At 63.3% G+C, this 25,233-nt stretch carries 16 protein-coding genes and 1 tRNA gene; 6 read left to right on the top strand and 11 right to left on the bottom strand.

The window, feature by feature from the left end:
- The first annotated feature begins 60 nt into the window (after window positions 1-60).
- Window positions 61-480, top strand: coding sequence for a response regulator (locus ACZ5ZH_RS12495; protein ID WP_464771703.1), 420 nt, complete (start codon window positions 61-63; stop codon window positions 478-480).
- Between the two features lie 88 nt (window positions 481-568).
- Here the strand turns inward: ACZ5ZH_RS12495 and ACZ5ZH_RS12490 are convergent, their stop codons facing one another.
- Both ACZ5ZH_RS12490 and dnaN read right to left on the bottom strand, forming a co-directional pair.
- Window positions 569-3,178 (bottom strand): EAL domain-containing protein, encoded by a 2,610-nt coding sequence (locus tag ACZ5ZH_RS12490; RefSeq protein ID WP_464772653.1) that lies wholly within the window; start codon window positions 3,176-3,178, stop codon window positions 569-571.
- Between the two features lie 181 nt (window positions 3,179-3,359).
- Window positions 3,360-4,472 (bottom strand): DNA polymerase III subunit beta, encoded by a 1,113-nt coding sequence (dnaN, locus tag ACZ5ZH_RS12485; RefSeq protein WP_449470860.1) that lies wholly within the window; start codon window positions 4,470-4,472, stop codon window positions 3,360-3,362.
- Window positions 4,473-4,622: 150 nt separating this feature from the next.
- Here dnaN and ACZ5ZH_RS12480 point away from each other — a divergent pair, with 150 nt between their 5' ends.
- Window positions 4,623-5,111, top strand: coding sequence for a hypothetical protein (locus tag ACZ5ZH_RS12480; RefSeq protein ID WP_464775221.1), 489 nt, complete (start codon window positions 4,623-4,625; stop codon window positions 5,109-5,111).
- 58 nt (window positions 5,112-5,169) lie between these two features.
- Window positions 5,170-6,429 carry a dual-specificity RNA methyltransferase RlmN gene (gene rlmN / locus ACZ5ZH_RS12475; protein ID WP_464771702.1) on the top strand — a complete coding sequence of 420 codons (1,260 nt, stop codon included), beginning with the start codon at window positions 5,170-5,172 and terminating at the stop codon, window positions 6,427-6,429.
- A gap of 9 nt (window positions 6,430-6,438) precedes the next feature.
- On the opposite strand, the gene ACZ5ZH_RS12470 is transcribed toward rlmN, so the two are convergent.
- The 5 genes from ACZ5ZH_RS12470 to recJ form a co-directional block, all read right to left on the bottom strand.
- Window positions 6,439-6,906: an MgtC/SapB family protein gene (locus ACZ5ZH_RS12470; RefSeq protein WP_464771701.1), complete on the bottom strand. Its 468-nt coding sequence runs from the start codon at window positions 6,904-6,906 to the stop codon at window positions 6,439-6,441.
- A 45-nt stretch (window positions 6,907-6,951) separates the two neighbouring features.
- On the bottom strand, window positions 6,952-7,842 hold the full coding sequence (locus ACZ5ZH_RS12465) for an NAD(P)H-hydrate dehydratase (RefSeq protein WP_464771700.1): 891 nt from the start codon (window positions 7,840-7,842) through the stop codon (window positions 6,952-6,954).
- Window positions 7,839-8,606 carry a histidine phosphatase family protein gene (locus ACZ5ZH_RS12460; RefSeq protein ID WP_449470854.1) on the bottom strand — a complete coding sequence of 256 codons (768 nt, stop codon included), beginning with the start codon at window positions 8,604-8,606 and terminating at the stop codon, window positions 7,839-7,841. The genes ACZ5ZH_RS12465 and ACZ5ZH_RS12460 overlap by 4 nt, the downstream gene beginning before the upstream one ends.
- 105 nt (window positions 8,607-8,711) lie before the next feature.
- Window positions 8,712-8,786, bottom strand: a tRNA-Glu gene (locus ACZ5ZH_RS12455).
- A gap of 100 nt (window positions 8,787-8,886) precedes the next feature.
- A complete protein-coding gene (gene recJ / locus ACZ5ZH_RS12450; RefSeq protein WP_464771699.1) occupies window positions 8,887-10,653 on the bottom strand; it encodes a single-stranded-DNA-specific exonuclease RecJ in 1,767 nt (588 codons plus the stop codon).
- A gap of 129 nt (window positions 10,654-10,782) precedes the next feature.
- Here recJ and ACZ5ZH_RS12445 point away from each other — a divergent pair, with 129 nt between their 5' ends.
- Both ACZ5ZH_RS12445 and ACZ5ZH_RS12440 read left to right on the top strand, forming a co-directional pair.
- Window positions 10,783-12,885 carry an autotransporter assembly complex protein TamA gene (locus ACZ5ZH_RS12445; protein ID WP_464771698.1) on the top strand — a complete coding sequence of 701 codons (2,103 nt, stop codon included), beginning with the start codon at window positions 10,783-10,785 and terminating at the stop codon, window positions 12,883-12,885.
- Window positions 12,885-17,099 carry a translocation/assembly module TamB domain-containing protein gene (locus tag ACZ5ZH_RS12440; protein WP_464771697.1) on the top strand — a complete coding sequence of 1,405 codons (4,215 nt, stop codon included), beginning with the start codon at window positions 12,885-12,887 and terminating at the stop codon, window positions 17,097-17,099. The genes ACZ5ZH_RS12445 and ACZ5ZH_RS12440 overlap by 1 nt, the downstream gene beginning before the upstream one ends.
- Here ACZ5ZH_RS12440 and ACZ5ZH_RS12435 read toward each other — a convergent pair.
- The 4 genes from ACZ5ZH_RS12435 to ACZ5ZH_RS12420 all read right to left on the bottom strand — a co-directional run bounded on the left by ACZ5ZH_RS12435 (window position 17,093) and on the right by ACZ5ZH_RS12420 (window position 23,652).
- Window positions 17,093-17,554 (bottom strand): GFA family protein, encoded by a 462-nt coding sequence (locus tag ACZ5ZH_RS12435; RefSeq protein ID WP_460987228.1) that lies wholly within the window; start codon window positions 17,552-17,554, stop codon window positions 17,093-17,095. The two genes, ACZ5ZH_RS12440 and ACZ5ZH_RS12435, sit on opposite strands and share 7 nt — an antisense overlap.
- A 191-nt stretch (window positions 17,555-17,745) precedes the next feature.
- On the bottom strand, window positions 17,746-21,348 hold the full coding sequence (locus tag ACZ5ZH_RS12430; protein ID WP_464771696.1) for an error-prone DNA polymerase: 3,603 nt from the start codon (window positions 21,346-21,348) through the stop codon (window positions 17,746-17,748).
- Window positions 21,345-22,940, bottom strand: coding sequence for a Y-family DNA polymerase (locus tag ACZ5ZH_RS12425; protein WP_464772652.1), 1,596 nt, complete (start codon window positions 22,938-22,940; stop codon window positions 21,345-21,347). Before ACZ5ZH_RS12425 ends, ACZ5ZH_RS12430 begins: the two co-directional genes overlap by 4 nt.
- Window positions 22,837-23,652, bottom strand: a complete 816-nt coding sequence (locus ACZ5ZH_RS12420; RefSeq protein ID WP_464771695.1) for an ImuA family protein — start codon at window positions 23,650-23,652, stop codon at window positions 22,837-22,839. Before ACZ5ZH_RS12420 ends, ACZ5ZH_RS12425 begins: the two co-directional genes overlap by 104 nt.
- Before the next feature lie 159 nt (window positions 23,653-23,811).
- Between ACZ5ZH_RS12420 and ACZ5ZH_RS12415 the strand changes: the two genes are divergently transcribed.
- Window positions 23,812-25,182 (top strand): sulfotransferase domain-containing protein, encoded by a 1,371-nt coding sequence (locus ACZ5ZH_RS12415; RefSeq protein ID WP_460987223.1) that lies wholly within the window; start codon window positions 23,812-23,814, stop codon window positions 25,180-25,182.
- The last annotated feature ends 51 nt before the right edge of the window (window positions 25,183-25,233 follow it).

The raw sequence follows: 25,233 nt of genomic DNA, 5'->3' as shown, positions 1-25,233 counted from the left end.
GCCTAAAACTCTCCATTTTCCGTCCGTTATGACCTTTGAAAACAAGGGTCGGAGGAATGCATGGCAAAGCCGATACGGATCGTGGTGGTCGATGACTCGCTGACCATTCGCGCCATGATCGAAACGCTGCTGGAACGCGATTGCCGGTTCGATGTCGTGGGCATCGCCCGCAACGGCGAAGAGGCGATCGACCTCATCCGCATGGAAAAGCCCGATGTGGTGACGATGGACGTCGCCATGCCGGGCCGGGATGGGCTCAGCATCCTTGACGAGATCATGGACATCGATCCCTGCCCCGTCATCATGCTGTCCAGCCTGATGCGCGACGGAGCGCCGATCATGGCCGAAGCGCTCGACCGGGGTGCGGCCGCCTGCTTCAACAAGGCGATGATCGCAAGGGAAGCGGGACGTTTCATCGCATTGGTCAAGGACGTCGCGCGTGGCCTCGTTCAGGCCGAACGGGTAGCGATCGCCGCCTGAAACATCCGCCCCGTACAACAAAAGGAGCTGTCATCCGACAGCTCCTTTTTTATGCGCTTTCGGGCGCCACCGCCCGAACCGGGTCAGGTCAGGATGCCAATGACCGAGGCAGGGCGCAGGCGGCGGCAATATCGATGGCGCTGGTAAATTCAACGCCCATCCGATCCTCGCGGGACCAGCGAACCACGGCGCTCACATTCTGACTGTCACTGAACTCGATCGACAACTGGGTGCCCTGGGGCACATGCCACAGCCCCTCGATCATCGCGCCAGTCGAGGAGATATTGCGGATGCGCCCGGTATAGGCGTGACCATCGGCACGCACCGTGATCGTCCGCAGCATCGTCTTGCGCTCTGGGCGGCTGGACTGGAAACCCTCCACCAGCGCCACCGTGCCGTGTGCACGGTGCCGGGCCAGCACATCGCTGACAATAAGCGGGCGGCCATAGACATAGCCTTGTATATGGCTGCACCCCAGATCGCGGATCAGCGCCAGTTCGTCCTGCGTCTCCGCGCCCTCCGCCGTGGTGTCCATGCCCAGCGCCTCGGCCAGACTGACGATTGCCTTGATGATCGCGCTGTTGCGGCTGCCGGTCATCACCGCGCCGCGCACAAAGCTCTGGTCGATCTTGATCTTGTCGAAGGGCGCCTTCTTCAAATAACCGAGCGAGGAGTATCCGGTGCCGAAATCGTCGAGCGCCAGACGGACGCCAATCCCCTTGAGCCGGGCGAACATCGAATCCGTTCCGTCATTGTCATTCAGGAACACGCTTTCGGTGATCTCCAACTCCAGCCGCTGGGGCGCGAGTTGGGAAGCGGCAAGCGCACTCATGACCGTCGCGGGCAATCCTGGATTGGCGAACTGGATCGGCGAGACATTGACGGCGACGCGAATATCTTCGTCCCAATCCGAAGCGTCGCGGCAGGCGGTGCGCAGTACCCAGTCACCGATCGGGCCGATAAGTCCTGTCTCCTCGGCGATGGGCACGAAAATGGATGGCGAAATCTCGCCACGTACGGGATGAGTCCAGCGAAGCAGCGCTTCATAGCCGGTGACCCGCTCCGTCCTTGAAGACACGACCGGTTGGTAGACAAGGTGCAGCCCATCCGAAGCCAGCGCGTGGCGAAGATCCTCCTCCAACTGCCGACGCCCCTCTGCATCGGCGTGCATTTCGGACGAATAGAAACGATGGACGCCGCGCCCGTCGCCTTTTGCAGCATAGAGCGCGAGATCAGCGTTGCGGATCAGCGCATCGGCCGTGTCGCCATCATGCGGGCAACAGGAAATCCCGATGGACACGCCGATGACGACCGCCTTCCCCTCAATCATATAAGGTTGCGACAGCGTGTTGATGATCATCGTAGATAGTTGGGACAGCAGCGCACGATCATGTCTGCCGGGCAGCAGCACCTTGAATTCGTCACCGCCCTGCCGCCCTACAAGCCCGCGATCGCCCGCGACACGTTGAAGACGCTGGCTCACCTGCCGCAGCAGCGCGTCCCCGGCGGGGTGGCCGAGCGTATCGTTGACGGTCTTGAAGCGATCCAGGTCCAGCATCAGCAGCGCGCAATCGCCCGACTTGCCGGGGGAGCCAGCCAGGGCATCTTCCAGCGCCCGCAGCATCTGTACGCGATTGGCAAGGCCAGTCAGCGAATCGAACTGGGCAAGCCGCTTCACCTCCGCCTGGCTCCGGCGGATTTCGGTAAGGTCGGCGCCGCTCCCGCGGAAGCCGTGGAACTGGCCAAATTCGTTGAAAACCGGCTGGCCGGATATCGACCACCAGCGCTCGTCGCGGGTAGCCGCGGCTCGAACATGGATGTCCGAAAAGCCGGTGCGGGTCGATAAATGGAAGCCGAGCGTGCGCTCACCCCCGCCATTTTTATGATCACCCGCAGAGACAATCTCGGTGATCAACTGGCCGACAAGTTCATCCTCCGCGATATCCAGTGTTCGCGCGAGCGTTTCTGATAGGTAGGTTAAGCAGCCTTGCCGGTCGGTTTCCCAGAACCAGCCCTGCCCCGACTGTTCATATTCCTGCAACAGGCGGTCGGATCGTTGCGCGCGAAGGTCCTGTTGATGTTGCGCGATTGCCCGTTCGAAATCAGACGTTGCCTGGCGCACTGCGGCGATCATCATGACCGCGATGCAACTCACCAACAAACCCAGTTGCGCAAAGCCCGCTTCCTGAAACGCTGAAACGATCAATGTGCCCAGAAAATAACTGACGCCCAGCAACCGCCGGTCGCCGAATATCGACACGGCGATCAACGCCATCGCGACTTCTGCCGCGAGAGAAATCGACAATGGTCCTGCAAATTGCGCTGGTCCCAGCAACATGCTGAAGCTCATGCTCGACAGCAATACCATCGGCAACATCAGCCATTTCTGCACATGCGGCCGTAGATTCTGAAATCGTTCCGCGCGCGGAGCGGCGATCAGCATGCCATCTATCAACAACATCGCCAGGAATGTGATGAAATGGAGAATGTTGTCAAAGGTGAACAGTGGCACATGGAGCAGCGTGATGGTGCACAGCTTGCCCAGCAGCACCAGCGGCCAGAGGCGGGCGATATGGGCGAAGGCTCCGGATATCCAGAAGGCCGACGCCTGCGTCCCGCCCTCAGCCAGACCCAGCGCGACCGCAAGATCGGCGGGTCGATACGATGTATCGTTCAGCTTGGTGCGCGACGGGGCCATATGCCGTGCGTAACGCACAGATGTTGAAAGAAACTTACCCGGTCGGCTGGCAAAGCGTGACGGGAGAGGGAAGGCCCCTCTCGCGACGCCAATACTGCCTCAATATTCGTTCAACAGAGGCCAAAACAGACTGAGCAGGATGAGGCATGCGGTCCCGCAGGACCGCTCACCCCGTTCCCGACTAAACGCGCATCGGCATCAGGACATAGAGCGCAGGACTGCGATCATTTTCCCGAATGAGCGTTGGCGCTGCCGCGTCGGCAAGGTGCAGTTCGACCGTCTCGCTGTCAATCTGGCCCAGAATGTCGAGCAGATAGCGCGCGTTGAAGCCAATATCGAAGCCCTCGCCCTGAAACGCACCCGGCACTTCTTCGGCCGCCGTGCCGTTTTCGGGGCTGGTGACCGACAGGGTGATCTTGTCGCGATCGAGCGTCATCTTGACCGCCCGAGTCTTTTCCGTCGCGATCGTGGCGACGCGGTCCACACCCTCCTCGAAGCTGCGCGGGTCGATCTTGAGCAGCTTGTCGTTCGCGGTGGGAATGACGCGGCTATAATCGGGGAAGGTGCCGTCGATCAGTTTGCTGGTCAGGATCGCGCTGCCAAGCCCGAAACGGATCTTGCTCGCCGAGAGGGTGATCTGCACCGAACCTTCGACCTCGTCGAGCAGCTTGCGCAGCTCGCCGATGCACTTGCGTGGAATGATGATGCCCGGCATGCCATCGGCGCCATCGGGACGCGGCACGGTGACGCGAGCGAGGCGGTGCCCATCGGTGGCCGCGGCCTTCAGGACCGGCTGACCATCATCCGACACGTGGAAATAAATACCGTTCAGATAATAGCGCGTCTCTTCGGTCGAGATGGCAAAGCGCGTCTTGTCGATGATTTGCTTCAGCGTCTCTGCGGGCAGTTCGAAGCTGGTCGGCAGGTCGCCTTCCGCGATCACCGGGAAGTCATCGCGCGGCAGGGTCGACAGGTTGAATCGCGCGCGGCCCGCCTGGATCAGCATCTTGCCTTCCGCCGCTTGCAGCGACACCTGCGACCCTTCGGGCAGCTTGCGGGCGATGTCGAACAGGGTGTGGGCCGAAATGGTCGTCGCGCCGGGCTGTTCCACCTGCGCGGACACGCTTTCGACGATCTGGAGGTCGAGGTCGGTCGCCATCAGCTTGATCGCGCCATCGGCAGACGCTTCGATCAGCACGTTGGACAGGATCGGAATCGTATTGCGCCGCTCGACCACCGACTGGACGTGGCTGAGGCTCTTGAGGAGCGTGGCGCGTTCGATGGTGGCCTTCATGTCCCTGTTTGTCCGTTTCTTTTCTGCGCAAAGCCCGGATGCGGTCGAATCCGGGCGACAATGATGGATGATCCTTCATAACCACTGTTGCGGCGGCGGCAAGCACCTGCTGATCGTTTCGTGACGGCAAGGGTTGCAAAAGAGGACATGATGGGCTTTGCCAGCGTCATGAAGCACGCCTTGCTCCTGCTCCTGCTGATCGCGACGCCGGCATTCGCAAGGGACTCGCTCGGCATGTTCGAGGCTTGGGGGGCGTTCCGTGACCCGGCGGCACCGCGTTGCTATGCCATCTCCAAACCCGTGAGCCGCGCTGGCAATGGTTTCGCCGCCGTTGGCAACTGGCCCCGCCAGCGCGTACGCGGACAGGTACATTTCCGGCTGAGCCGGGTGCGGGCAGACGATTCTCCCGTTATCCTGAATGTTGGGGACAGGCGCTTCCCGCTGGTCGCGGGACAGGCTGACGCGTGGGCGCCCGATCCTCGCGCGGACGCGGCCATCATTGCGGCCATGCGATCAGCAGGCAGCATGAGCGTACAGACGCAGGGCGCAAATGGGCGCGGTTTCGCGGACACCTACACACTGCGCGGCGCCGCAACAGCGATCGACGCGGCGGCTCTGGGCTGCGCACGGCTGCGGTGACAGGCGGGCGCTCGACGCTCCCTTTATAATTTTCGAAAAATCCGCTATGGGCGCTGCCATGCATTCATCCGCCAGCCCCCTGATGCCGATTCCCGGCGCTATCGACCCTGTGCCCGTGCCCCGCGCCGTGACGCCCCGTGAAGATGGGCGCACCGACCTGATGGGCCTGTCGCGCCCGCAGATTAAAAGCGCGCTGGAGGAAGCGGGGCTGGATGCCAAGCAGGCAAAGCTGCGGTCGAAGCAGCTGTTCCACTGGCTCTATCATCGCGGCGAGACCGATTTCGACGCCATGACCGACCTTGCCAAGCCGATGCGCGGCTGGATGACGGAACGCTTCATCGTGGGGCGTCCCGAGGTCGTCGAAGCGCAGGTGTCGAGCGACGGCACCCGCAAATGGCTGCTCCGGTCGGACGACGGGCAGGATTATGAGATGGTGTTCATCCCGGACGCCGATCGCGGAACCCTCTGCGTATCGAGCCAGGTGGGCTGCACGCTCAACTGCCGTTTCTGCCATACGGGCACGATGCGCCTCGTGCGCAACCTGACGCCTGGTGAGATCGTCGGGCAGGTCATGCTGGCCCGCGATGCGCTGGGCGAATGGCCCAAGGGCAGCATGGCGTCCGCCAATGATGACGAAGCGGACGATAGCTCGCAATATAGCCCCGATGGGCGGATGCTGACCAACATCGTGATGATGGGCATGGGCGAGCCGCTCTATAATTTCGACCATGTGCGCGATGCGCTGAAGGTCGTCATGGACGGCGACGGCCTCGCTCTGTCGAAGCGGCGGATCACGCTCTCCACCTCCGGCGTAGTGCCGATGATGGCGCGCGCGGGGGAAGAGATTGGCGTCAACCTTGCCGTGTCACTCCATGGCGTGACCAAGGATGTGCGTGACGAACTGGTGCCGCTCAACAAGAAATTCGGGATCGAACAGCTGCTGCAAGCCTGCGCCGACTATCCGAACGCGAATAATGCGCGCCGCATCACGTTCGAATATGTGATGATCAAGGACAAGAATGACAGCGATGAAGATGCGCGCGAACTGGTTCGCCTGCTGCGTCACTACAAGCTGCCTGCCAAGGTCAACCTGATCCCCTTCAACCCATGGCCGGGCACCGACTATGAATGTTCGACGCCCGAGCGGATCAAGCGCTTCTCCGAGATCGTGTTCGAAGGCGGCATCTCCGCCCCGGTACGCACGCCGCGCGGACGGGACATCATGGCCGCCTGCGGGCAACTCAAGTCGGCGAGCGAGAAGAAGAGTCGGGCGGAACTGGACCGGCTGGCGGCGGAAAAGCAGGCGGCACTGGGGTAACCCCGCGTCTCAGCGCGGCGCGCCGGGCTCGCTGATCTTTTCTTCCGCGTTCCGTTCATTCTCCTCGGGCTTGAGCGGCGCCATGACCCAGAAAGTCAGTAGCGTGAAGCCGGTGAGAACCACCGCCACATCATAGGCGCCAAGCCCCGCCGCAACGCCAATCGCCCCCGTGATCCACAGGCTTGCGGCGGTCGCGGTGCCCTTGACAGCATGTCTCTGCTGCAGGATCGCACCACCGCCCAGAAATCCGATGCCCGCGATCACGCCTTCCAGCACCCGGGCAAGCGCCGCCGGGTCCTGCGCCATCATTCCTTCCACCGTCTGGACAAAGCCACAGCTCGCGACGGCGACCAGCGGAAAGGTGCGCAGGCCAGCGCTGCGTTCCGCTCGCTCCCGGTTCCAGCCGATAGGCAAAGCCAGGCAATAGGCGATGACGATAGGGACCAGATGCGGCAGCACCGAAAAATTGTCGCTCATCCACCCGAAACGCACAAAGATGAATTCGGATGCGCAACGATGCAGTTAGCTGTTGCCGGGCGCTTCCAGCAGGCCGGGAATCAGCGGCAGCAATTCGCGCGCCAGAAATCCGACAGGCCCCATGGTGCGGGCGAGTTCGCGCCCTGCCTGGCCGTGCAACCAGCTGCCCCAGGCAGCCGCCCGCAAAGGGTCCGCGCCGCGCGCCGCCAAACCGCCGACGATCCCGGCCAGCACATCGCCCGAACCGCCGGTGGCCAGGCCGACGCAACCGCCCTCATGCAACAGGCAGGCGCCGTCCGGAGCCGCGACCACGCTGCGGTCGCCCTTCAGGATGACCACCGCCTGAAATTCCGCCGCCACTTGCAGCGCAATCTTCAGGGGATCGGCCGAAACGGCCTCGACGCTTTGCCCGGTCAGGATAGCCATCTCGCCATGATGAGGCGTCAGGATGATATGTCCCTCATGCCCGGCGACGGTGGATCGCAACTCGCGTGCGGATGTCAGCGCCGCCGCGTCGAGGACGATGGTAACCGGCGGATCGGTGGCGGCCAATATGGCCGCGACCAGTTCATCCGTCTGGGAACTCACGCTCATGCCCGGCCCCAGAACCAGCGCGTCACAGCGGGCGAGCTGCGGCGCCAGACGCTCAGCTGCTCCGGCGGCGATCTCGCCATTCTCCTCCGCAGGCAGCGCCGTCATCGCGGCTTCGGGAACCAGCACGCCCAGCGACATGGCGGCAGAACGGACAGTCGCCATCTGCAACTTGCCAGCACCTGCCCGCAGTGCCGCCTCGCCCGTCAGGCGCAGCGCACCGGGCACGAATTCCGCGCCACCGACGACCAACACACGACCCCGCCCATCCTTGTCGGAGTCATGGTCGGGAATCGGGAGGGGGTGCGTCCGCAACCATGCGCTATCGAGAGTCTCTGGCGTCATCCCCGTGCTCCGGCGATGGCATCGGGTTCGCGTGTGACAGGGGTTTCCTCTTCCTCCATCGGCGCGGTCACATTGTAACGGCGCAGTACCAGCCCGCCATTGCGCCCGTGGGAAGGGTCATAAACATAGTCGCTGATCGCGCAGTTCGCGACATCGCCAGCCCGGTCGATCGCCAGTATTTCCGCTTCATTCAACCCTTCGATGATATAGCGAAGGCACAGAACCACGACCTGATGCGTGAAGATCATCACGCGCCGTCCGGCATAGTGCAATGATATGGTGTCCATCACCGATCGGAGCCGCAGGATGACGTCGCACCAGCTCTCTCCGCCCGGCGGCCGGTGATAGAATTTTCCGAGCATCTGGCGGAATTCATACTGGTCGGCCTCCAGATTGCGGATGCCCGTCGTCGTCAGCCCGTCCAAAATGCCGAATTCCTTTTCGCGCAGCCGTTCATCGAAGCAGATCGGTTCCTCGGCGGCGGCTCCGCCAACCTCGCGGAAAATCTGCGCGGTCTGAAACGCCCGCAGATAGGGGGACGACAACAGAACCTCCGGCCTTTGATCTTCCTCCTCGCTGCCGAACCAATGGCCTAGCGCCTGCGCCTGCTCACGGCCCAATCCACTTAACGGAACGTCCGCATCCCGCACGGACAAGGCTATGCGATCGGACTGGGCTTCGGTGGCGGCGTCGCGCGCCACATTTCCGGCGCTCTGGCCATGACGTACGATGATGAGCTGGCTCGGCCAATGAAGTGACGCCACGAGTCCTGCTGCCTTCCATGCCGGTTGCTAAGGCATGAAGAACGGCCGCGTCGCCGCTTTGATCCCGGCGGAACGCGGCTTATGATGAAGGCTGCGCTTGGAAAATGGTGACCCCTACGGGAATCGAACCCGTGTTTCAGCCGTGAAAGGGCCGCGTCCTAACCGCTAGACGAAGGGGCCACATGCAGAACCGCTTGGGCGGCGCTGCGAAGCGAGGGCGGCTTTAGGGGGGGAGCTTGCGGCGGTCAACCCCTTTGGGGCAGGAAAACGACCACTTCTTTCAATCGACCCAGGCGGCATCTTCCAGATGCAGTTCAGCGGCGGGCCGGCTGCCCCAATCGTCGATCTTTGCACGACCCGCGACCCACAGGCGGCGGTCGCGCGGTGCGCCCAGGATAGCTTGCCCCAACTCACTCTCCGCCTGGCGGAAGGCGATGGTTTTGATGGAGCGGCCATCGTCCCCCGCCATAACGGCGCGCAGATGACCATTGCCGACGACATCGGCCTTGATGACGCGCATCGGCCCGGCCGCGATGAGCGGAGAGGGCCAGCCAGCGCCATAGGGGCCGCCTGCCTCGATCGCGGCCACGAAGTCCGGATTGACGCCCGCGGGGGCAAGCACGGCGTCGATCAGCAATGCTCGATCATCGCGGGCGCGGGCGACGGCGGGGGCAAGCCTTTCGTCCAGAAAATCAGCCAGCGCGTCCAGCTTGTCAGCCGCGACGGTCAGCCCTGCCGCCATGGCGTGGCCGCCACCGGCAACCAGCAGCCCGCTGTCCTTGGCCGCCAGCACGGCCGCGCCCAGATCAACGCCGGAGATCGAACGGCCCGATCCCTTGCCCGTGCCCGCATCATCAATCGCCACCACGATCGCCGGGCGGCCCGCCTTTTCCTTGATGCGTCCGGCGACGATGCCGATCACGCCCGGATGCCAGCCAGACCCGGCTATGAGCGCCACGGCCCGGTTGCCCTGCGCCGCCAGCAGTTCCTCCGCCTCGGCCTGTACCGCCGCCTCGATCACGCGACGTTCCTCGTTGAACTGGTCCAACTCGGCAGCGATGCTCGCGGCCTCGATCGGGTCTTCCGTAGTCAGCAGGCGCACGCCCAGATCAGCCTTGCCTACCCGCCCGCCCGCGTTGATGCGGGGACCGAGCGCAAATCCCAGGTCGTGGCAAAGCGGCGCGCGGCTAAGGCGGCTGGCGTCGATCAGCGCGGCGATGCCGATGTTGCGGCGCTTGGCCATGACCTTGAGGCCCTGTGCGACAAAGGCGCGGTTAAGCCCCTTGAGTTGTGCCACGTCTGCCACGGTGCCCAGCGCCACGATGTCGAGCAATTCCATCAGGGCAGGCTCGGCACGCTGCGCGAACCATCCCCGCTTGCGCAACACGCGGATAAGCGCGGCGCCCAACAGGAAGGCAACCCCCACCGCCGCCAGATGGCCATGAGCGGCCGCCTCCTCAACCTCGTCAAGCCGATTGGGGTTCACCAGTGCAAAGGCTTCGGGAAGCGCGGCGGCGCATTTATGATGATCGACCACCACGACATCGACGCCCACAGCCTTCGCCATGGTAAGCGCCTCGAACGCCTGGGCGCCGCAATCGACGGTGACGATCAGCGTTGCCCCCTCCCCGGCCAGCCGCACCAGCGCTTCGCCAGACGGCCCATAGCCTTCCATCAGCCGATCCGGGATGTAGGGCCGGGCGGACAGGCCAAGATCACGCAGCAGGCGGATCAGCAAGGCCGCGCTGGTTGCGCCGTCCACGTCATAGTCGCCGAAGATACGGACATGCTCGCCGCTCTGCACCGCATCCGCCAGCCGTTCGGCAGCGCTGTCCATGTCGCGGAACAAGCTGGGATCGGGCATGAAGTGTCGGATGGTCGGATTACGATGCGCTTCCACGGCTTCGCGCGGACAGCCACGGGCCAGCAGCAACTGCGTAACCAGGTCGTCGGGCAGATAGCCCCGCTCGCGCGCATCCGCGCCTGCGCCCCGCCAGCGCCACGGTTGTCCAAGGATAGAGCGGGATACATTCAGCGCTATGGTCATTTCTGATCCCTAAACCGGGCCGACGCTCGAGGGAAGCGGTTCGCGGCCAGCGGCGGAACCGAAACAAGGCCTTGCGCGTATTCGTCTTCCCCGCGTGCACGGCGGACGGAAAGGGGCAGCTGAATTTACATGGGTTTCAGGCAGGCGAAACGCGCCCGGCGTGCCTTGGGCGTTCTGATGATCGCTGCGTCACCCTTGCCGCTGCAGGCCCAGACATCCGCAGGCACGGTTGCTGCCGGGCAGGAGCCGCCAATACTGCCCGACGACGAATTCGAAGCGCGATTGCCCAAGGCTGGCGAAAGCGACCCTGCCAACCCTTCTACTCCGCTACCGTCGATAGACAGCTGGATCGATCAGCAAATGCCGCAGGCCAGCGCGCCCGCCGAACTGCCGCCCGCCACCGAACCAGCGGCGGAAGCGGAGTTGGCACAGCCCCTGGCCCCGCTCGACAGCGTGACCGTGCCTGCGCAAGTGGCAAACGACAGCCCTCACGAGAAGACGCCGGAGATCCGCTATGCGGTCGAAATCGAAGGCTTCGGCAAGACCGGCCTTGAAGATGAGTTCCGGGGTGAGTCAGCGCTAGTTGATGGCAAGGGACGCGCCGACACTGCCGCCATGGTGCAGGCCCGCGCGCATGAGGATGAAGCGCTCGCCGTGCGGCTGCTGTATTCGGAGGGTTATTATGACGCGACCGCGCTCGCCTCGCTCGACCAGACGGGCGACGGAACGCTGAAGGCGGTGCTGTCGGTCACGCCGGGCAAACGGTACAAGATCGGCGACATCGTCATCAACGCTGGCCCAACGGTGCCGCCCAGCCTTGTCCGCGACAGCCTTCCGCTCAAGACCGGCGACTATATCGTGGCCGCCGATGTCGAAAGCGCGGAGGCCAATGTCGGGGTGAAGCTGCCCGAAAATGGCTACCCCTTCGCCAAGGTCGGGGAACGGGACATATTGCTCGACCCCGCGACGATCACGGGCGACTACACCCTGCCTGTCGAAGTCGGCCCGCGCGGGTCGTTCCGGGGGATCACCACCTCGGGCCGCAAGCAGGCCTTTGGCGCTGATCATATGAAGGTCATCAGCCGCTTCAAGCAGGGCGAGCTTTACGACAGCCGCAAGGTGGATGACCTGCGCCGCGCCCTCGTCACGACGGGCCTCTTCTCCAGCGTCGCGGTCGATCCGGTGCGCACGAACGAGCCCGGCCCCGATGGCGCCGAATATGTCGACCTGCATGTCGATCAGGAGGCGGGTCCGCCCCGCACGCTGGCGGGCGAGCTTGGCTATGGCACGGGGCAAGGCTTCCGCGCCGAGGGCACATGGACGCACCGCAACCTCTTCCCGCCAGAAGGCGCGCTGATCGCGAAGGTGATCGCCGGCACGCAGGAACAGGGCGTTTCCGGCACCTTCCGCCGCTCCAACGCGGGCAAGCGGGACAAGACCTTCCAGGCTGGCGCCCTGCTCAACCACCAAAATTATGATGCCTATGAAGCCTTCACTGCGGGCCTCAACATCAGCTGGTCGCGCCAGTCGACGCCCATCTTCCAAAAGCGCTGGACCTACACCTATGGCGCAGAAATCCTGCTGTCGAACGAGCAGACGACGATCGACCCCGCTACGGCGGAAAAGCGGCGGCTGACATATTTCATCGGCTCGCTGCCGGTGCAGCTTGGCTATGATCGGTCGGACGATCTGCTCAATCCCACCAAAGGCTTCCGCGCCAATCTGCGCCTGTCGCCCGAAGCATCGTTCCAGGGCAATCTGTCACCCTATGTCCGCGGGACCTTCGACCTTAGCGGCTATTATCCCGTTTCCGATGCGCTGGTGATCGCGGCTCGGACCCGGCTCGGCACGATCAGCGGTGCATCACGCGACCAGATCGCACCCTCCCGCCGCGTCTATGCAGGCGGCGGCGGATCGGTGCGCGGCTTTGGCTATCAGGAATTGGGACCAAAGGACGTCAATGACGATCCGGTCGGCGGCCGATCCGTCAACGAGTTCGCCGTCGAAGGTCGCTACCGCTTCGGCAATTATGGCGTGGTCGCCTTCGTCGATGCGGGACAGGTCTATGAAAGCGCCATCCCGAAATTCTCCGACATTCGCTATGGCGTAGGCTTGGGCGGCCGCTTCTATACCGACTTCGGCCCCTTCCGGGCGGACATCGCGATGCCGATCAACCGGCAGCCCGGCGAGTCCAAATTCACCCTCTATATCGGCATTGGACAGGCATTCTAATGGCCGAAGACCCGTCTCCACCCGCTCCCAAAAGCCAGACGATCATTGTCCGCGAAGGACGGCCGCTCTGGCAGAAGATCGTGCTGGGCGTTGCGGCCTTGATCCTCGGCTTGGTCGTGCTTGCCGCCGGATTGCTGCTTTCCCTGAACACGCAGCCGGGCAAGAAATTCCTCATCCGCCAGATCGCGGCGCTGAAGTTGGAATCCGGCATGGCGATCGAGGTCGGCCGTATCGAGGGGTCAGTCTATAGCGACATGGTCATCCATGACCTCGTCCTGCGCGACCCCAAAGGCCCGTTCGCGGCGTCCCCACGCGTCCATGTCGTTTGGCGTCCCTTCCGCTACCTCAACAATCATATTTCCGTGCGGCTGCTGGAAAGCCCGCTGGTCGTGCTGGCCCGCAGCCCCCAATTCAACGTCACGAAAAGCGACCCCAACGCGCCAATCCTGCCCGACCTCAACATCGACGTCGATCGCCTGAAGATCGCCAAGTTCGTGCTGGCGAAACCCGTGATCGGCCAAAAGCGCGAGATTGCCATCGACGGCGTGACCCACATCGCCGATGGCCGCGCGCAGCTTAGCGCCAATGCCGTCGTGGACAGCGGCGACCGGCTCCAGGCCTCGATTGACGCCGTACCCGCACAGAACCGCCTCGCCATGAAGGGCACGCTGACCGCTCCAAAGGGTGGCGTCATCGCAAAGATGAGCGGGCTCACGGATGGCCTGACCGCAACGCTCGATGGTCGCGGCACATGGCAGGCGTGGAACGGCCGCATCGTTGCGACCTCGCCCAAGGGGCAGCTTGCGAACATCGCGCTCGCCGCGCGAGACGGCAACTTCACCGCCAAAGGTCCGGTGCGCCCCGGCCTCGTCTTTGCCGGAACCGTGGACCGGCTGACTGCTCCGGCCCCCGATTTCGATCTCTTCGCCGGGCTTAACGAGCGGCGCGTGAAGCTGAAGGGCACGCTGCGCTCCAGAGCACTCGCCGCCACCGCGCAAGGCCTCATCGACCTCGGCAAGAGCCAGTTCAGCGGCCTCAAGATCGACGCCGCGCTACTGACCCCCGGCGCGATCATGGAAAAGGTGCGGGGAAAGGATGTACGCGCCTCGATCATCCTTGACGGCCCGATGGCGACGCCGTTCATCGATTATGATCTGAGCGCCGCAATGCTCGCCTTCGACCAGACCGGCATTGAAGGGCTGAAAGCCAGTGGCCGGGCGGTGATTGACGCCGATCGCATCCGCATCCCCGTCAACGCGACCGCGCGGCGGGTCACCGGCCTTAACGCCGCAGCGGGCGGGCTCCTTCAGAACCTGCGCGTCAAGGGCGACTTCGCCTATGCTTCTGGCAAGCTGATCAGCGACAACCTCAAGATCGACAGCGACCGGGTGGACGCCACCGCCATCGTGCTCGCCGACCTGGACAACGCCATCTACCGGGGGGCGCTCAAGGGGCGAGTAAACGACTACAAGATCGACGGCGTAGGCATCGTCAACCTCAACACCGATGTGAAGCTAGTGCCCGGACCGAAGGGCGGCTGGGGCTTTGCGGGCAAGTTCGGCGTCCGCACGGCGCGCTGGGAAAGCGCCTCCGTGCGCGATTTCCTGGGCGGCAATGCCGTCGCATCGGGCCGCATCGGCATGACGCCGGAAGGCAAGTTCACCCTTGCGGACCTGAAGGGCGCGGCACCCAATTTCCGCGTCCATTCCGGATCGGGCAGCTACGACACCAATGGCGCCATCACCTTCGACGCCTCCGCCACGTCGAACCAATATGGCCCGCTGGCGCTCAGCGTGCGCGGAACAATGGAGAGGCCTCAAGCGGTCCTGCGCGCCGCCCGGCCCAATGTCGGCGTGCAGCTCTCCAATGTCGTCGCAAAACTGAATGGCGAGGCTGGCGGCTACCGGCTGGAGGCAACCGGCGGCTCCGCCTATGGCCCCTTCTTCGCCAATATGCTGATCCGCACGGCTCAAGGTCCGCTCACGATCGACATCACGCGCGCGCGCTTCGCGGGCGTCGATATGAACGGACGCCTCCAGCAGACCGCCGCTGGACCGTTTGCCGGACAGCTTGCCATGAATGGCTCTGGCATAACCGGCGCCGCGCAACTGGCAGCCGTAGGGAAGGCTCAGGGTATCGCCGTCAACGCCACGGCCAGCAACGCCCGCCTGCCCGGCGAAGCCGATGTGGTGATCGGCCGAGCGATCGCGACGGCGGACATCATCCTCACCGACCAGCCGCGTATCATCGCGGATATCCAAATGGCGAACGCTGCCTATGGTGACTATGTCGTGCGAAAAAGCCGCGCCCGGATCAATTATCAAGGCGGTCGGGGCCGCGCGCAGCTGGTTGCCGACGGATCGACGGGCGTGCCCTTCTCGATCGCCGTCAATGCGGCGCTCCGCCCCAACCTCTACGCCGTCGCGCTGGAAGGCAAGGCAAGCAACATCCCCTTCCGCTTCGCCCAGCCCGCGATCATCCGCATCGAACCGCAAGGCTACCGGCTGGAACCGGCGACCCTAGTCCTGCCTCAAGGACGGGTTGATCTCGCCGGGCGCTTCGGCAACCAGACCGCCCTCCAGGCGCGATTCAAGGATTTCGATCTCGCCATCATGAACATCGCCAGCCCCGGCCTTGGCATCAGCGGCAAGGCGACCGGCGCGATCGACTTCAACCAGAGCCGCAACGCCTTCCCCAACGCCACGACGCGCTTAGCAATCAGTGATTTCCGCCGCTCCAGCCTGTCCGCCGTCTCCGATCCGGTCTCCATGGCGATCGAAGGCCGCCTCTCGAACCGCGGCGGCGACCTGCGCGGACTCATCCGGCGCGGCAACGCGCCATTAGGGCGCTTCATCGCCACCCTCGCGCCTCCCGGCTCTGGATCAAGCTGGACAGAGCAGCTCCAATCCGCCCCCCTCGGCGGCGGCATACGCTATGCCGGGCCTGCCGACGTGCTCTTCTCCTTCGCGGGGCTCGCTGACCAGCAACTGACCGGCCCCATCGCCGTCGCAGCAGATTTCAGCGGCCGCCTCACCGCGCCGCGCCTTAACGGCCTCGTCCGCGCCAACGCGCTGACCTACGAGAATGAAACATTCGGCACGCGCCTGACACAAATGCGTCTCGATGGCCGCTTCACCAACGACCGGCTGGAAATACGCGACTTTTCCGGCCGCGCTGGCGACGGCACCGTGCAGGCGAGCGGCTCGGTCGGTCTCGCGGCCGAAAGCGGCTACCCCATGAACATCGCCGTCAAGCTGGACCGCGCCCGCATCGCGCGCAGCGAAGCGATCACCAGCGTCGTCACCGGCACGATCAACGTAACGAACAGCGTGGCAGACGGCGGACTGATCAAGGGCAACCTATCGCTTCCCGAAACCCGCTACCGAATCGCCTGGCAGGGCGGCGCCGACATCCGCCAGCTTCAGGGCGTTCGGCGTAAGGGCGAGGGCACCGACCTGCTCGACCAGCGCGTCGCGTCCCGGCAGGCGGCTGCCAAGCCCGCCGACTGGAAGCTCGACATCCGCGTCCGCGCGGACAATGAAATCTACCTGACCGGCATGGGTCTCGATTCCGAATGGAAGACCAACATGCGGGTGACCGGCACCACCAAGGCCCCAAGCGTAGTCGGCAAGATCGAGGTGATACGCGGCCGCTACAGCTTCTCAGGCCATCAGTTCGACCTTGAACAGGGGATCATCACCTTCAACGGGCCGATGATGAACCCGGTGCTGGCGATCCGCGCCGAAACCCGGATAAACACGGTGGCGGCAGGCATCGCCGTCGGCGGCACGGCGCAGAAGCCGGACATCAGCTTCATTTCGACACCTACCCTGCCTCAGGACGAGATATTGGCACGCATCCTGTTCGGCGACAATGTCGCGAACCTGTCCGCCACGCAGGCGATCCAGCTCGCCGCCGCGCTCAACGGCCTGCGCGGTGGTGGTGGTGGCCTCAACCCCATGGGCAAGCTACAGAACGCGTCCGGCGTCGATCGCATAGGCATCGTCGGCGGCGACAAGGATACGGGGCGCGGCGCATCGCTGGCTGTGGGTCAGCACATTTCCAACAATATCTATGTGGAGGTGATCACCGATCCCAAGGGCTTCACCGCCACTCAGCTGGAAATCTCCCTGTCAAAGACGCTCAGCCTGCTGTCGAAGACCGGCACCAACGCCGGATCATCAGCGAACCTGCGCTATTCGAAGGATTATTGAAGCCGCTCGGCGCGGTAGCGGGCGATCAGCCCTTCATATTCGCCCATTCCGGGGAAGCGTTCAAAGCTGACCACCGCCCCGGTCTGCGCCCAAGGCAACTTCTCCGCCGTCTGCGTCTCCATCCACGGCGCGAACCAGCTGGCATCGTCCAGCATGGTTGCCCGCACATTGACGAAGCCCATGTCGGCGGCGGGCTTGGTAAAGACCCAGCTCTTGCACCAGTCGCAATGATGATGGTGCACGTCTTCGCCATGCAGCCCACCGATCACAGTCTCTCCCGCAATCAGTTCAAAGCCGCCCGAAGGCATGATGATCGTGGTGGAAAAGGCGCTGCCGGTCATCTTCTGGCACCCGGTACAATGACAAGCCGCCTCACCCCAAGGCGCTTCGCTCAACCGGAAACGCACACGCCCGCACCGACAACCGCCTTCGATGGGGAGATCGGGAATGGACATGGGATTCTCCTTGGCTTCGGGATGAAAGTTTATCCTCCCCATCGACAGATGGGGAGGGGGACCAGCCGCAGGCTGGTGGAGGGGAGCGCCCGTAGGCGCCGCAGGTCATGCCAGTTGCCCTCCACCACCGCTGCGCGGCGGTCCCCCTCTCCACGCTCTGCGCAGGGAGGATTTTGCTCTTATCCTCACCCTCAATGAAAGTCCCGAGACCTCGGTAATATCCGCACATTGCGCGGATGGCTGGACGTCCGGGGATGCTGAGGATGCACAAACTCATCCGCCCTCGACAAGGCGATCTGTGGCCTATGCGTATCCGACAGGCGCGATAGCTCCGCGGTGCGATCATGCACCCGGCTCGCCATCAGGTGGACGACGCCTTCCTTGCTCCGTTGCACCTCACCTTCGACCAGCATCAGCCGCGACGCCATGACCGGTCGCCGTTGCATTTCGAACAGGCGCGCCCAGAGCAGGATGTTGGTGACGCCCGTCTCATCTTCTATCGTGATGAAAACCGCATTGCCCTTACCCGGTCGCTGCCGCACCAGCACCACACCCGCTGTCCGCACCTTCGTCCCGTTCTTCGCGGCCGTCGTCTGCGCGCAACTCAGCACCCCTTCAGCAGCAAAGACCGGCCGCAGGAACTGCATCGGGTGCCCTTTGAGCGACAGGCGCGTCATCTGGTAATCGGCCGCGACCTGTTCAGCGAGCGGCATGGCGGGCAACATCGCATCCGGCTCCTCCCCCAATTCTCCCGCCGCCTTCTGGTCCCGCTTTCGCGCAGCAGCAAACAGGGGCAGTTCATTGGACGGCGTGCGCCGCGCTTCCCACAGCGCCGCCCGCCGGTCCTGCCCGAGAGACCGGCAAGCGTCCGCATCCGCCAGTAAGCGCAGCGCCCGCGCAGGTAACCCAGCCCGCCGCGCCAGATCCTCCAGGCTGGTGAACAGACCCCCCTCCCGCGCCTCGACCATCTGCGCAGCCCAAGCCTCGCGAAAACCATCGATCTGGCGAAAGCCCAGCCGCAGCGCCAACGCCCGACCCTCCCCTTCACCCCGCCTCCTATTGCGCGACCGCAGCAGCGGTTCGAGCGCATTGTCCCACCCGCTCATATTCACATCCACATCGTGCACGGCAACGCCATGCTCCCGCGCATCACGCACGATCTGCGCCGGGGCATAAAAGCCCATCGGCTGAGAATTCAGCAGCGCACAGGCAAAGACGGCAGGCTGGTGGCATTTGATCCACGCCGACACATAGACCAGCCGCGCAAAGGAAAGAGCATGGCTTTCGGGAAAGCCATAGCTGCCGAACCCCTCGATCTGGCTATAGCAACGCTCGGCAAAATCGCGTTCATACCCCCTCCGCACCATACCGCCGATCATCTTCTCCTTGAACTTGTCCATGCCCCCCACTTGCCGGAAAGTCGCCATCGACCGCCGCAGCTGGTTAGCCTCCGATGGCGTAAATTCAGCAGCGACGATGGCGAGCTTCATCGCCTGTTCCTGGAACAGGGGGACGCCGTAGGTATCCTTCAGTAACTCCCGCAACTCATTGGGATTATGTGGATAACCGGGGGAAGGAAATTCGGCCTTTTCGATGCCCGCCCGCCGTCGCAGATAAGGATGCACCATGTCGCCTTCGATCGGCCCAGGCCGAACGATCGCAACCTGCACCGTCAGGTCGTACAGGTTCTCCGGCTTCAAGCGAGGCAGCATGTTGATCTGCGCCCGGCTTTCCACCTGAAACACACCGATGCTGTCTCCCTTCTGCAGCATGGCGTAAACAGCAGGGTCTTCGGAATCGAGATCGACGGTCAGGTCATGATTGCCCAGCCCATGACGCCGCATCAATTCATAAGCCCTGCGAATGCAGCTCAACATGCCGAGCGCGAGCACATCGACCTTCATCAGGCCCAGCGCATCGATATCGTCCTTATCCCATTCGATGAAGCTACGATCAGACATCGCGGCATTGTGAATGGGCACCGTTTCATCCAGCCGGTTCTGGGTCAGCACAAAACCGCCGACATGCTGAGACAGATGACGGGCAAAAGGCGCTCGGATCAGTTGCTGAACCAGCAATCGCAATCGCACGATTTCCGCATTGTCGAGGGAAAAGCCCGCATCGCGAAAACGCCCATCGCCCAGATCGCTTGAGTAGCTGCCCCAGACCGTACTGGACAGGCGCGCCGCGATATCTTCGCTAAGACCCAGCACCTTCGTCACTTCACGCAGGGCGCTGCGGGACCGGTAATGGATGACGGTCGCGGCGATCCCCGCCCGTTCGCGCCCATAGCGGCGGTAGATATATTGCATCACCTCCTCGCGCCGCTCATGTTCGAAATCGACGTCGATGTCGGGCGGTTCGTTGCGTTCTTCCGACACGAAACGGGAAAAGAGCAGGTCATGCTTCATCGGATCGACGGAAGTGACGCCCAGCAGGAAGCAGACGATGGAATTGGCGGCAGACCCCCGCCCTTGGCAGAGGATAGGCGGTTTTTGCGCGCGGGCGAAGCGCACAAGATCGTGAACGGTCAGGAAATAATAGGCATAATTTTGGCTGCGGATGAGGCGCAACTCCTGTCCGATCAGCGCTCTTGCCTTAGGAGGCAATCTGCGCCCGTAACGGCGCTTTGCCCGGCGACGCACCAAATCCTCCAGCCAGCCATCGGGTGACCAGCCGGACGGCACCGGCTCATGAGGATATTCATATTTTAGGTCGGTGAGGACGAAATCGATCTCATCAACGAACCGGATCGTTTCAGCCAGCGCTTGCGGATAGGCGGCATAAAGGCGGGCCATTTCCTGCGGAGATTTGAGATGCCGCTCGCCATGCGCTTCCAGCCGCCGCCCCGCTTGCTTGAGCGTCACGCCATCACGAATGCAGCTGAGCACGTCCTGCAATGGCCGCGATGTCGCTTCGGCATACAGCACATCATTGGTCGCGATGACTGGCATGCCCACCTCACGGGCAGTCTGCTGAATAGCGGTGGCATGTCGGCGGTCGCACCCATGATAGCGCAAGGTCAAGCCCAGCCATACGCGCCCCGGCGCTTTGTTCTGCAACCCGCGCAATGCATCCTGCCATGTGGGCGGAGATGCGGGCGGCACCAGTTTCAGGTGGGAAATGGACACTTCCTCGTCACCGGACGGATAGGCCGGGGGAGCCTTGTGCGCCTCTTGGGGACGGGCCGTGGATAGCGGCAGGACAATCAACAGAAGGTCGTCAAGATGATCCATCAGATCGCTGAAGGTAAGAATGCAATCTCCCTTCACCGCCTCCATATTGCCCTTGGTCAGCAGACGGGTGAGCCGTCCCCAACCAAAACGGCTTTTGGGATAGGCCAGAATGTCAGGCGTGCCATCGACAAAGACTAAGCGAGCGCCAACCACTAGGCGCAGATCGGTGTGACAGGCCGCCTCTTCCTCGGCCGTCAGCTCGACTGATTCACCCCTCTCCTTCTTTTCTTTGGTCATGGCGGCGCGCGCCTTGTCTGGCGCGTCACGCAAAGCGACATAGGCGCGCACCACGCCAGCCACACTGTTCCTGTCAGCAATACCAATGGCGCGAAGCCCCAGATGATTGGCTTGTGCGACAATATCTGAGGGGTGCGAGGCGCCGTGTAAAAAGCTGTAATTGGACATGACGCCCAATTCGGCGAAGGCTGGGCCTTCTCTTGACACTGCCGGCCTTACAGGCTGCTCCTGCCGCTTCTTCTCCCTTGCCTTAACCGCATCCAACTCCCGCCGGTCGGGGGACTTGGGCTTGGACGGATCAGGCCCCTTGCCGCGTTTCATGCGAACAGGCCGTGGATGTACCAGCCGGGATGCCGCGCCTCCGTGCCGTAAAGGCCGTGGCGGAAGATCCAGTAGCGGCGGCCGCGCGCATCCTCGATCCGGTAATAGTCGCGCGTCATGCCTGTGCTTTCGCCCGCCAACGCGCCGTCCTTCGCCTTCCACCATTCAGGCGCGATCCGCTCTGGCCCTTCATAGCGGGTCACTTCATGCGCGCTGCGCCGCCAGCGGAAATGATGGGGCGGGCCGTCTGGCACCTCAGCCACCACCTCGATCGGTTGGGGCGGATCGAACAGATGGATGGGGCGCATCGGCGGATCGCCGGGCTCTCCCTGACGTGGCCAGCTGGACGGGGTGCGGCCTTCGATCGCGGGCAGCGCAAGCTGCGCCTGCTCGGGAATATGGCTGTCGCGCGGTTCCAACCGCTGGATGCGGTTGCGGCCAGCGCGGACGGACAGCCGATCGACCAGCGCCGCGACAGCTTCCTCGCGCTTTGCCTCGCCCCCTTCCAGCGCCAACTGGGTCGCGGCCATCGGCTCGGTCTGCGGCACGGTAAGGCGCAACATGTCGAAGCCGAAACCGGGATCGAGCGGATCGGACAGGCTGTCGATCCGCTCCTGCACCAACCGCATGATCGCGGGCGCATCGCGCACCGGCAGGCCGGTTTCCACCCGCAGCGGAAAGGCGAGGCCATCGGTGCGGAAGAACAACAGCTCGAACCGCCGCCCGCCCTCGCCCCGCTCGGTCAGCCGTTCGCCCGCTTCGGCCGCCATCTCCTCTACCCGTTGCAGCGCATAGGCGGTGCTGCCCACAGGCTCGGCGAAACGACGCTCGATCCGCAGGACAGGGCGCGGGCGGCGGGGGCTAAGCGGGCGATGCCCCAGACCCAGCAGGCGACGGAGCGCATCCACCGCCTCCTCGCCAAAGCGCGCGGCCAGCGCTGCGGCGGGCCGGGCAGCAAGATCGCCGATGGTGCGCAGCCCCGCGCGCCGCAACGCCACCCCGCTCTCCTGATCCAGCTCCAGCGCCTCGACCGGCAAGCGGCGCAGCGCGGCCTCCTCATCAGGCGCTGGCCCTGCGGAAAAACGGCACAGCGCATGCGCGCCCTCCGGCGTGCCCGCTACTGCATGACGCACCTCCATGCCGTGCCGCTCGAACCGGTCCACCGCCTCGCGCGCCAGTGTTTCCTCCCCGCCCCACAGATGCGCGCAGCCAGTAATGTCCAGCATCAGCCCATGCGGCGGATCGATCGCGACCGCAGGCGTATAGCGAGCGCACCCATCGCACAGCCGTTCCAGCCAATCCTGATCGGCATGATGATCGGCCTCGAAGCTGACAAGGTCAGGCTCTTGCGCCCGCGCATCGGCCAGGGTCATGCCCGCATTCAGGCCCAACGCCAGCGCATCGGCATCCGGTGTCACAAGACGCATGGCCCCGCGCACGGCCTCCACGATGGCGACCGGCGCGGCGCCGGCCTGCGCTTGCCACAGGTCAGGCCGCGCGATGCGCAGCCGATCGACCGGCAGGAAGGGGAACCACAGCGCCAGGTAGCGCCGCCTCGTCAGCGCGTCCTCCGCTTGCCCATCCATGCTCATGGCGTTCATCGCACTCTTCTCCAAAATCTCCCCGCTCGGCATTCCACACCATTCGCCACGTCATGCCGTCTGCCCCCGAACGGCGGCGCAACAGGTGGAGCGAAAAGGCGCTCATGCCCGGCGCATTGCCCGGCAACGGCACGGATGGGGCAGCCTCCACCCGCCACCGCGTCTCCGCCGCGCTCGGAACCGGATCGCCACCAATCCGCAGCACGAAGGCGGTAACCCCCGACGTCTCCGCCGCCAGCGCCAGACGGCGGCTCGCGGTCAAGTCCAGCAGCGGCGCGCGCCCGCGCAATTCGATGACCAGCGCGCCCAGCGCCGGGCATCGCAACGCATCGACCGCCGCGCGCAGCAGCAGCGCCTCATCCTTCATCACGCCGATCAGCAAATGGGCTGGATCTATTCCAAGCGCGGAAAGCCCCGGGCCATAAGGTTGTCCCGCCGTTCCATCTGGAAGGCGCAACCAGAACAGAGGAGCCTCACGCGCCGCAAGATGGGCAAGGATCAGGGAAAGACCGGCAGTGGCGCCCTCATCTTCAGCATTCCCGAACAATTCATGCACCCGACCCCTGGCAAGGCCACCCTGCAATGCCTGATCAAAAGCCGCATGTCCGGTCGCAATACGCGCATCTGTTTTGACGGCCGGAATCCCTTCCAGTGATGCAATGTGCCGCCTGAGGGCTGCAAGCCTGTTCACCGAATCCACCATAGAATGTTCTCTATATGTTCTTTTCGGCGATAGCGCACCCCCTGTCAATCAACTTGGCTGCCATCAGAAAAAAGGGAGGATGGTTTCAGCTTCTTACACACATTGGCCATCATCCGGAAAAGTTTCACACCCGGCTTTCTGCCAAGCTAATCTGTGTTGATGGACACGCCCCACATCGCTTCGCTGGCTCATGCGCCCTTCATTCTGGCGCGCCGTATCGCTTCGGCTCGCAGCCTGCGTCTTGTTTCCAGCGCTGCGACTGCGCTCCTCGCCTCCTACCCGAAGTCGGGCAGGACCTGGCTCAGGTTTATCCTGGCGCAATATTTCCTCGCGTCGCGTGCATATCCGCCCATTACGACCCAGAGCATGTTCACCTTTGCTCCCAATTTCGACTTGGATCCGGTGCGCGGCATACCGGCCTTTGTCCGGAGATCAGAGGAGGCCTCTTTCCCCCTGATCCCTTCCACTCATCTGCGCTTCAAACCAACCCTGCCCGGCCGCCTTCCCATCATATTCCTGATCCGGGATCCGCGGGCCGTACTCATTTCCGACTATCACCATGTGACTCGGCACAAGATGTCGTTTCAAGGCAGCGTTGATGATTTTCTCATGGATGAGAATAGGGGCCTGCCGCACTATATTAAATATATGAATAGCTGGGCCAATGGCCTCGAACGGCATGATCATCACATCATATATTATGAGGATCTACTGCTTCAAACGGAGGTAGAAGTCGAAACGATGCTCAGTTTTCTGGATGAGCCGGTCAATAGCCGTGCTCTTGGATATGCGGTGGAAAACTCATCCTTCGAAAAGCTCAAGGCACTGGAACTCGCCCAGGGCATTCCCGGCCATGAATATGACAGATCGGATTCAGATGCCCTGCGGATCAGAAAGGGGCAATCCGACAGCTTCCGGCAGGAGCTGACGATAGAGCAGCAGAAATTCATCGAGGATAGCTGCAAGTCTCAGTTGAACCCCCGAATGTTGGCCAAGCTGGATCGATACGGATTTTCGGACCCGCCTTCGTCATCCACTGTGAGACCGATCGAGATATCGCAATCCGCAGCGCCCGAAAGGCAGGTGCATGATCCTGTAACCAAGCGCCGCCTCCCCTCTCTTGGCGTACAGCTCTTGAGCGAAGCGATGGTCATGATCGGCCTCGCCGCCATGCTCATCGCCCCGACCATTCTGGCGATAGAGGTAGGCGAATGGCTTTTCCGGCGAGAATGGGATGGTCATTCCCTTGAAGACGGCCTCGCCCTGTTCGGGATCGACCGGGTGGGGCCTGTGGAAACGCCGACCGAACAAATACTCGACGTCTTTCTCGCGCTGCCTCTCACCATCGCCTTGTTCATGAACGGCCTCCTCATATTCCTGGCTGCCGTACATTTCGGAGACTGGGGTCTTCAGGGCGTACGGCTCAAGAAAAAGCTCGCCGTCGAGCAGAGCAAAAGGCGCCAGCGGACCCACGCCAAAAATCCGCCCTCCGACCTCAAACCGGCAGGAATGGTGAGCCCTAGCCGCTGATCAATGTTCATCTGGCCCTGTTGAGCAAGCCTCGCCCTTCTATAACGGTAA

Source organism: Sphingobium sp. TomMM7A (genome assembly GCF_055397305.1).
The sequence above is the reverse complement of the archived record's forward strand: the minus strand, read 5'-3'. Positions and strand labels throughout refer to the sequence as shown.

Coding starts and splice junctions, on each gene's coding strand:
- ACZ5ZH_RS12495 (WP_464771703.1), top strand. CDS start 61: ATGGCAAAGCCGATACGGATCGTGGTGGTCGATGACTCGCTGACCATT.
- ACZ5ZH_RS12490 (WP_464772653.1), bottom strand. CDS start 3,178: ATGGCCCCGTCGCGCACCAAGCTGAACGATACATCGTATCGACCCGCC.
- dnaN (WP_449470860.1), bottom strand. CDS start 4,472: ATGAAGGCCACCATCGAACGCGCCACGCTCCTCAAGAGCCTCAGCCAC.
- ACZ5ZH_RS12480 (WP_464775221.1), top strand. CDS start 4,623: ATGGGCTTTGCCAGCGTCATGAAGCACGCCTTGCTCCTGCTCCTGCTG.
- rlmN (WP_464771702.1), top strand. CDS start 5,170: ATGCATTCATCCGCCAGCCCCCTGATGCCGATTCCCGGCGCTATCGAC.
- ACZ5ZH_RS12470 (WP_464771701.1), bottom strand. CDS start 6,906: ATGAGCGACAATTTTTCGGTGCTGCCGCATCTGGTCCCTATCGTCATC.
- ACZ5ZH_RS12465 (WP_464771700.1), bottom strand. CDS start 7,842: ATGACGCCAGAGACTCTCGATAGCGCATGGTTGCGGACGCACCCCCTC.
- recJ (WP_464771699.1), bottom strand. CDS start 10,653: ATGACCATAGCGCTGAATGTATCCCGCTCTATCCTTGGACAACCGTGG.
- ACZ5ZH_RS12445 (WP_464771698.1), top strand. CDS start 10,783: ATGGGTTTCAGGCAGGCGAAACGCGCCCGGCGTGCCTTGGGCGTTCTG.
- ACZ5ZH_RS12440 (WP_464771697.1), top strand. CDS start 12,885: ATGGCCGAAGACCCGTCTCCACCCGCTCCCAAAAGCCAGACGATCATT.
- ACZ5ZH_RS12435 (WP_460987228.1), bottom strand. CDS start 17,554: ATGTCCATTCCCGATCTCCCCATCGAAGGCGGTTGTCGGTGCGGGCGT.
- ACZ5ZH_RS12430 (WP_464771696.1), bottom strand. CDS start 21,348: ATGAAACGCGGCAAGGGGCCTGATCCGTCCAAGCCCAAGTCCCCCGAC.
- ACZ5ZH_RS12425 (WP_464772652.1), bottom strand. CDS start 22,940: ATGAGCATGGATGGGCAAGCGGAGGACGCGCTGACGAGGCGGCGCTAC.
- ACZ5ZH_RS12420 (WP_464771695.1), bottom strand. CDS start 23,652: ATGGTGGATTCGGTGAACAGGCTTGCAGCCCTCAGGCGGCACATTGCA.
- ACZ5ZH_RS12415 (WP_460987223.1), top strand. CDS start 23,812: ATGGACACGCCCCACATCGCTTCGCTGGCTCATGCGCCCTTCATTCTG.